Origin of the sequence: Xaviernesmea oryzae, from assembly GCF_900109605.1 — a bacterium.
Classification (GTDB): Bacteria; Pseudomonadota; Alphaproteobacteria; order Rhizobiales; family Rhizobiaceae; genus Xaviernesmea; species Xaviernesmea oryzae.
Genome location: NZ_FOAM01000015.1, coordinates 127,500 through 134,761 on the forward strand (window position 1 = coordinate 127,500; position 7,262 = coordinate 134,761).

The 7,262-nt window shown below is 63.9% G+C and carries 7 protein-coding genes; 5 read left to right on the forward strand and 2 right to left on the reverse strand.

Annotated elements, in window-relative coordinates:
* Positions 1–49: 49 nt before the first annotated feature.
* The 3 genes from BMX61_RS18185 (at position 50) to BMX61_RS18195 (ending at position 3,183) form a co-directional block, all read left to right on the forward strand.
* Positions 50–1,270 (forward strand): phosphopentomutase, encoded by a 1,221-nt coding sequence (locus BMX61_RS18185; protein WP_075625800.1) that lies wholly within the window; start codon positions 50–52, stop codon positions 1,268–1,270.
* Entirely contained in the window at positions 1,267–2,241 is a 975-nt protein-coding gene (locus BMX61_RS18190) for an adenosine deaminase (protein ID WP_075625801.1), read from the forward strand. Before BMX61_RS18185 ends, BMX61_RS18190 begins: the two co-directional genes overlap by 4 nt.
* Before the next feature lie 129 nt (positions 2,242–2,370).
* Positions 2,371–3,183 carry a DUF1206 domain-containing protein gene (locus BMX61_RS18195; protein ID WP_075625802.1) on the forward strand — a complete coding sequence of 271 codons (813 nt, stop codon included), beginning with the start codon at positions 2,371–2,373 and terminating at the stop codon, positions 3,181–3,183.
* 9 nt (positions 3,184–3,192) lie between these two features.
* Here BMX61_RS18195 and BMX61_RS18200 read toward each other — a convergent pair whose 3' ends face one another.
* Both BMX61_RS18200 and BMX61_RS18205 read right to left on the reverse strand, forming a co-directional pair.
* The gene (locus BMX61_RS18200; RefSeq protein ID WP_075625803.1) at positions 3,193–4,200 is read right to left on the reverse strand and encodes an NAD-dependent epimerase; all 1,008 of its coding nucleotides are present in this window, start codon (positions 4,198–4,200) and stop codon (positions 3,193–3,195) included.
* Between the two features lie 120 nt (positions 4,201–4,320).
* Positions 4,321–5,364 (reverse strand): LacI family DNA-binding transcriptional regulator, encoded by a 1,044-nt coding sequence (locus BMX61_RS18205; protein WP_075625804.1) that lies wholly within the window; start codon positions 5,362–5,364, stop codon positions 4,321–4,323.
* A 469-nt stretch (positions 5,365–5,833) separates the two neighbouring features.
* Here BMX61_RS18205 and BMX61_RS18210 point away from each other — a divergent pair, with 469 nt between their 5' ends.
* A complete protein-coding gene (locus BMX61_RS18210; RefSeq protein ID WP_234794733.1) occupies positions 5,834–6,616 on the forward strand; it encodes a metallophosphoesterase family protein in 783 nt (260 codons plus the stop codon).
* 202 nt (positions 6,617–6,818) lie between these two features.
* The coding region (locus tag BMX61_RS18215; RefSeq protein WP_170854974.1) for a polysaccharide biosynthesis/export family protein at positions 6,819–7,262 on the forward strand (444 nt) is incomplete at its 3' end.

The window sequence follows — 7,262 nt, forward strand, 5'->3', positions numbered from 1 at the left end:
AACGAGATCAGCGGGCCCGCGAGATGCCCCTCTTGAACAGGAATCGATCATGGCGCGTGCCTTCCTCTTCGTGCTCGACTCCTTCGGTATCGGCGGCGCGCCGGATGCGGGTGCCTTTGGTGACGAAGGGGCCGATACGCTCGGTCATATCGCCGAATTCTGTGCCGCCGGCGCGGCTGATCGGCCGGGCTTGCGCGAAGGGCCGCTCGCGCTGCCGCATCTGTCTGCGCGAGGCCTGGTTCATGCGGCAGAGCTGGCAAGCGGGCACCGCGTGGCCGGTCTGCAGCGGCCGGACCAGCTGACCGGCGCCTATGGCGCGGCCAGCGAACAGTCGCGCGGCAAGGATACACCCTCCGGCCATTGGGAAATCGCCGGCGTGCCCGTCACCTTCGACTGGGGCTATTTCCCGACGGAGGGCGATGCCTTCGATCCCGATTTCGTCGATCTCTTCTGCCGTGAGGCCGGCATTCCCGGCATTCTCGGCAATTGCCATGCGTCCGGCACCGAAATCGTCGCGCGGCTCGGCGAGGCGCATCTCTCAAGCGGCAAGCCGATCTGCTACACCTCGGTCGACTCCGTCTTCCAGATCGCCGCGCATGAGGAGGTCTTTGGCCTCGATCGCCTTTACGCCGTCTGCCAGACCGCCCGCCGGCTCTTGACCGAGCGCAATATCGGCCGCGTCATCGCACGTCCCTTCACCGGAGACAGTGCCGAGACCTTCACCCGAACCGGAAACCGGCGCGACTATGCGGTGCCGCCGCCGGAGCCGACCTTGCTCGACCGGCTGAGCGATGCGGGGCGCATGGTTCACGCCGTCGGCAAGGTCGCCGATATCTTCGCCCATTGCGGCATCGGCCGGATATGGAAGGCCAATGGCAATATGGCGCTGTTCGATGCGACCCTGCAGGCCGCGGGGGCGGCCGGGGAAGGCGATCTGGTCTTCACCAATTTCGTCGATTTCGACATGGTCTACGGCCACCGCCGTGATGTTGCCGGCTATGCCGCGGCACTCGAAGCCTTCGACCGCCGCCTGCCGGAATTCGATGCGCTACTCGCGGAGGGCGACCTCGTCATCATCACCGCCGATCATGGCTGCGATCCCACATGGCGCGGCACCGACCACACCCGCGAGCGCGTGCCGGTGCTGGCCTATGGGCCCGGTCTCAAACCCCGCAACCTCGGCCTTCTCGACGGCTTCGCGCCGATCGGCGAAACCATCGCCGCCCATCTGCGCATTCCGCCTGGCCTCCACGCAAAGAGCTTCCTATGACGCATCATCTGAAAAAGGCCGAACTCCACGTTCACATCGAGGGGGCCGCGCCCGTAGCACTCGCCATGGCGCAAGCTGCGCGCTATGGCGTCGATGTGGCGGGCATGATCGAGGACGGCCGCTATGTCTGGACCGATTTCAGCCATTTCATCCTGGCCTATGACCGGATCGCCGGTCTCTTCCGCACGCCGGAGGACTATGCGGCGCTGGCCGAAGCCTATCTGACCGAGCTTTCCGAGGCAGGCGCCATCTATGCCGAGCTGATCGTTTCGCCCGATCATGGCGATACCATCGGGATCGGCGCCGATGCCTATCTGGAAGGTCTCGGGCAGGGCATTCTGGCGGCAAAGGAGAAGACCGGGATCGAGGCACGGATGCTGATCACCATGATCCGCCATCTGGGGCCCGAGCGGGCCGAGCGCACCGCCGCTTATGCCGCCCGTCATCCGCATCCGCTTGTCACAGGCGTCAATCTGGCGGGCGAGGAGCGGATGCACCGCGTTGCCGATTTCGCTCACGCTTTCGACATCGCCCGCGATGCGGGGCTGGGCCTGACCATCCATGCCGGTGAAATGGCCGGCGCCTTCAGCGTACGCGATGCGCTCGATCATGTAAGACCCAGCCGGATCAGCCATGGCGTGCGTGCGATCGAGGATGCCGATCTCGTGCGCCGTATCGCCGATGAGGGCGTCGTTCTGGAAACCTGCCCTGGCTCCAACATCGCGCTTGGCGTCTTCGACGGATTTGCCAGCCATCCACTGCGGCGGCTTCGGGATGCTGGCTGCCGGGTAACGCTCAATTCGGACGATCCGCCCTTCTTCGACACCTCGCTCGCCCAGGAATACGAGATCGCTGCCACGGTCTTCGGCTTCTCCGATGCGGAGATCGATGCGATGACAAGGACAGCGATCGAGGCGGCCTTCGTCGATGAACCAACGCGGCAGAGGCTGCTGGCGCAGCTCAATCGCTGACATCGCCGTATCAAGAAGGATTCACGTGGAACCTCGCTTGGTCGGCAAACGTTTTGATCGCCGCAGAGAGCGGCGGACCGGACGCGAGCATACGCTTCCACCCGGTCTCCCCACAGGTAGGAGACCGGCATGGAACGATTGGCGATCTTGGCGAAACTCGGCTACAGCGCGCGCGGCATCGTCTATGTGCTCGTCGGTGGTATGGCCGTTCTGGCGGCCATCGGCATGGGCGGCGGCAATGTCGAGGCGCGCTCGGCGCTTGATATCATTCTGAGCCAGCCGCTCGGGCGGATCTGGCTCGGCCTCGTCGCCGTCGGTCTCCTCAGCTTCGTGATCTGGCGGCTGGTGCAGGCGGTGACCAATCCGGACCATCAGCCGGCGTCTCCCAAGGGCTATCTCATCCGCGCGGGCATGTTGATCAGCGCCGCGACCTATATCGGTCTGGCGCTTTATGCCGGAGGCCATGCCCTTTCGATGCCGACAGGCGGCGAGGGCGGTGGAGGCGAGCAGGGCCTTGCCACCTGGCTGATGCGCCAGCCTTTCGGCCGCTATCTCGCAGGCATCGCAGGTTTCTGTATTCTCGGCGCCGGCGCGGCGCAGATCGTCAAGGCGGTGAAGGGCGGTTATCGAAAATATATCGCGCTGCCGCCGGATCATGCCCGCAAGCTCGACCTCGTCTGCGCCTATGGGCTGGCGGCGCGCGGCGCGATCTTTCTGATCACCGGCGGATTTTTCCTGCTGGCCGCCTTCTTGGTGGACCCCGCGCAGGCCGGTAGCCTGACCGACGCCATGGCCTGGGTGCGGGCATTGCCCTTTGGCGGCGTGCTCTATGGTATCGCCGCACTCGGCCTGTTCGCCTTCGGCCTCTACAGCTTCATCGAGGCGCGCTATCGCCGCATTCCAGATATGCCGGACATGACACTCCAGGCGCTGCGCGCCTGAACCCATGCGTCAGCGATAGAAGGACCGGTACCAATCGACGAAGGCCGGCACGCCCTCTTCCAGCGGAATGTCGGGCTTGAACCCGGTCAGCGCCAGCAGCAGATCCGGCGCCGCATAGGTTTGCGGCACATCGCCCTTCTGCATCGGCAGCATGTTGCGGATTGCCTTGCAGCCGAGCGTCTCTTCGACGATCTCGACAAAGCGCATCAGCGCCACCGGCTGCCCGCCGCCGATATTGACGACGCGGAACGGACCCTGCTGCGACAGGGTGTCGGCAACAGGCGCATCCGTCAGACGATTGTCCTCCGCCGGCGGAACGGCAGACAGCCGCAGAATGCCCTCGATCAGGTCGTCCACATAGGTGAAGTCGCGGCGCATCCGGCCTTCGCCATAGATGTCGATCGGTTCGCCCGCCGTGATCGCCCGCACGAATTTGAACAGCGCCATGTCGGGACGGCCCCAGGGACCGTAGACGGTGAAGAAGCGGAAGGCCGTGGTCGGCACCTTGAAGAGATGCGCATAGCTATGCGCCATCAACTCCGTCGCCTTCTTGGTGGCGGCATAGATCGTCAGCGGCTCGTCGGCCTTGTCGCTTTCGGCAAAGGGCACCTTTTCATTGGCGCCATAGACCGAGGAGGTCGAGGCCAGCATCAGGTGCTTTGGCTGAAGATGGCGGGCAAGATCGATGATGTTGAAGGAGCCGACGAGGTTCGAGTCGACATAAGAGCGCGGATTGTCCAGGCTGTAGCGCACGCCCGCCTGCGCGGCGAGATGGATGATGACGTCGGGTTTGGCCAGCGCGGCGGCCTGTTCCAGAGCTGCGCGGTCTTCCAGCTGACCGATCACCGCCTTGAAGCCGTTCGAGCGCGCCAGCGCGGCATGGCGTGCCTCCTTCAGCGCGACGTCGTAATAGGGCGTCATGCCGTCGAAGCCGACGACGAAATGCCCTGCGTCGAGCAGGCGGCGTGCAAGATGGAAGCCGATGAAGCCGGCCGTTCCGGTGATGAGATAGCGCATGGGGGAACCCTGCTCCTGGCAATAAGGCTGCCCGTCCGCCTGTTCGAATGGGCGGGCCGCAAGCCGGTGCCGCTATACAGCTTGCCCCTCGGCTTGCCAACCGTCCTGCCGAGATGGCCGTCAGCCGTGGCGCAAGGGCAGGCTGCCGGCCGACACGGCAGGCGGTGCACAGGATTGGCCAATTACCAGCCGGGGCAGGGCGATATGGCGTCGGCTCGGCGCTCCCGCCATCACCTCGCCCTGGACATGTTCCAGCATCCACGTGGCGGCGAGGCCTGCCAGTTCCTCGATCGGCTGCTCCGCCGTGGTGATGCGCGGCTTGATCACGCTGCCCCAGGGCACGCCATCGATCCCGGCAATCGAGACATCCTCCGGACAGCGGAAACCGAGATCGTTGATGGCCTGCAGGGCGCCGATCGCTGAAAAATTGTTGGCGGCCAGAAAAGCAGTCGGCCGCTCGTGGCGCGACATCAACCGCACCACCTGATCGTAGGATTTTTCAGCGCTGTATTCCGCATCCACCACCAGTTCCGGATCGATTGGGCAGCCGGCGCTGCGCATCGCCGCCTCGAAACCTTCCAGGCGCCGCTGTGCCGTCCAAAGTCCCACGGTGCCGCCGAGATAGGCAATGCGGCTATGGCCAAGCCGCAGCAGATACTCCGTCAGCATGCCGGCTGCCAGCTGATGATCGGAGGAGACGAAGTCCAGCCGCGCACCATCGACGTCCTGGTCGATCAAGACCACGGGCACGTCGATCTGATTGAGATAGGCGGCAAAATCGGCATCATTGCGCAAGGGTGCCATGATGATGCCGGCGACGCGCTGGCGCTTCAGCTGATTGAGGGTGCGGATTTCCCGGTGGGGGTGGCTGTCGGTGTCGGCGACGATCAGCATATGGTCGGCCTCGGAAATCTTACGATCGACCGTGCGCAGCAGCTTGCCGAAGAAAGGGTTTCCGAGATCGCCCAGCACGAGGCCGATCAGCTTGGATTGTCCGCGCTTGAGGTTCTGCGCCATCAGGTTGGGGGAGTATTTGACCGCGGCCACGGCTTCGAGAATGCGGGCCCGTGTCTCCGCGCTGACGGGCCCCGTGCCGTTCAAAGCCAGTGACACCGTTGAAATCGCCACGCCGGCATGGCGTGCCACATCCCTGATCGTTGCCATTCCCATCCCCCTTGGTCAGCTAAGTCGAACCGTTTTCCGCTATCGGACTTTTCAGGCTCGGCCCCCTTGCCGATCCATGATGGCGCACTGCTGATTTCTGATCATAATATAGGCATGCAATGCCGAAATTGGAATTTCGATTCTGTGTTCGATCCCCTGGCAAAAAAGGTGTTTGCCAAAAAAAGCCTATCGAAACGATTTTTCTTCGGCGGCTGCCCTAACGAGAAGATTAGAACCCACGATTGACTATGCAGGTCGCCGAACCCCGCCGTGCTCTCGGCATCAAGCAGATCGATCATGAAAAAGCCGCTAAGGAAACAGCTTCTTAAGGTTCGGCGTCGTATCCGGTGAGGCTGGACCATGGCGAAGCCGTCAAGTGCGGCCGCAGGTCGACCATTTGATACCCATCCGCAGCGATCTCGAGGGTCAAATGTCAAATCGGACCACTCGGCATGGTGGAGCGGCAATCTTGGCCCTGAAAGACTGGTTTTCCACACGTCCGACGAGCCGGTCCAAGCCTGACGGGCGCCCGCGGCTCGATCTCGGCGACGAGGGACCGATCTGCCCCTTCTATGCCATTGGCGACGTGCATGGACGGCTGGACCTGCTGGATGCCGCAGAGACCAAAGTGGCGCAGGACATTGCCCGCACGAGGCGTCCGGGCGTGCTGGTGCTGCTCGGCGATTATGTCGATCGGGGTCCGGCCTCCTCGGCCGTGATCGATCATCTCTGCCATCCTCATCCGCGCGGGCTCCGCAGAATCACGCTTCGCGGCAATCATGACGATCTGTTCGTCCGCTTCCTCACCGAGGAGCGCGGTGGCCGAGATTGGATGGAGATTGGCGGCGACGCGACGCTGGCCTCCTATGGCGTCGATATCAAGAATTTCAGCCTCAACCAGCCTTCGGGTTGGACCGCACTGCGCCGCGCCGCCCAGCAGGCAGTGCCGCCAGCCCATATCGCGCTTCTCCAGGCCATGCCGGCTCTGCTGCGCATCGGCAGGCTGGTCTTCGTCCATGCCGGGCTGCGGCCAGGCGTGCCGCTGGAGGCGCAGGAGGATCAGGACCTGCTCTGGATCCGGGAGCCCTTTCTGTCCAAAGGCCCGGAGCTGCCCTTCATGGTCGTCCATGGGCATACGCCCTCGCAGGAGCCGAGTTTCGGCCGCCAGCGCATCGGCATCGACACCGGCGCATATCAGAGCGGGCGGCTGACGGTCGTCAAGCTCGACGGCCGCAATGTGAGCTTCTTGTGAATCAGGCGGCCGCACTGCGGGCATGAACGCAGAGCGCGCAAGAGTCCCCTCAGTAAAAGCCCGGATTGTTGCCGATTCGCCACGCGCCCTTTTGAAAGCCGGGATTCCGGAGTGCCGAGCTGCAATTTTCGATTGGCTGATGCCCATGCCGCATTGCATTCATGGCTCAGGCAGTACCGCGTGGGGATAACGGACTTAAAAAATGCGCCAGCTCGTCATTTCAGCGACCATTTCCGCCCTCGCCCTTTCGGGCTGCACGTCGACGCCGACGGCTGGGCCGACCTTCAAGCGGGTGGAAGCGCAGGCCTCCGTCAAGGTGAGCTCGCCCAACAAGGAGCGGCGCGCCGGCGTGGATTATGCGCTCGTCGATATCAACAAGACGGTTCTGGGCCTGTTGCAATCGGTCAAGGCGGCCGACAGCTTCAAGGGCTTTGGCGGCGGGCGCGGCCCGGCGCCCAACCTGCCGCTCGGTGTCGGCGACATCGTCCAGGTTTCGATCTTCGAAAGCCAGTCGGGTGGTCTGTTCGTGCCGTCGGATGCCGGCAGCCGCCCGGGCAATTACGTCACCCTGCCCAACCAGACGATCGGCAAGGACGGCGCCATCATGGTGCCCTATGCGGGCCGCATTCCCGTGGCCGGGCGCAGC